This is a genomic window from Clostridium pacaense (genome assembly GCF_020709765.2).
Lineage (GTDB): Bacteria > Bacillota > Clostridia > Lachnospirales > Lachnospiraceae > Enterocloster > Enterocloster hominis.
In genome coordinates, this window is sequence record NZ_JAJFEB020000171.1 from 1 (window position 1) to 245 (window position 245).

General features: G+C 62.0%; 1 protein-coding gene. It reads left to right on the forward strand.

Annotated features, from left to right (window positions below):
* Nucleotides 1-245 (forward strand): hypothetical protein (locus tag LK536_RS58945; RefSeq protein ID WP_506092353.1); only part of this gene is annotated, 245 nt, incomplete at both ends.

Below are 245 nucleotides of genomic sequence, written 5' to 3' on the forward strand. Positions count from 1 at the left end.
AACATGACCATACCCAGGAAGCGCTGTTCTGCGCCGCTGACCCGTTCGTGCTTTGCGTGGCAAAGTCCAGGGGGGATGAGCCGCCCCGGGCCGAAGATGTGCGGGCCGTTATCCTGAATCCTGGGGATGTGGCGGTCCTGGACCGGAATATCTGGCATGATGCATGCCATGGCATCGGGAAGAGGAGTGCTTACTCTGCGTCCGGGCTGGCGCAGGGACGGGATGGAGCCAAACAGCTCCCAGAA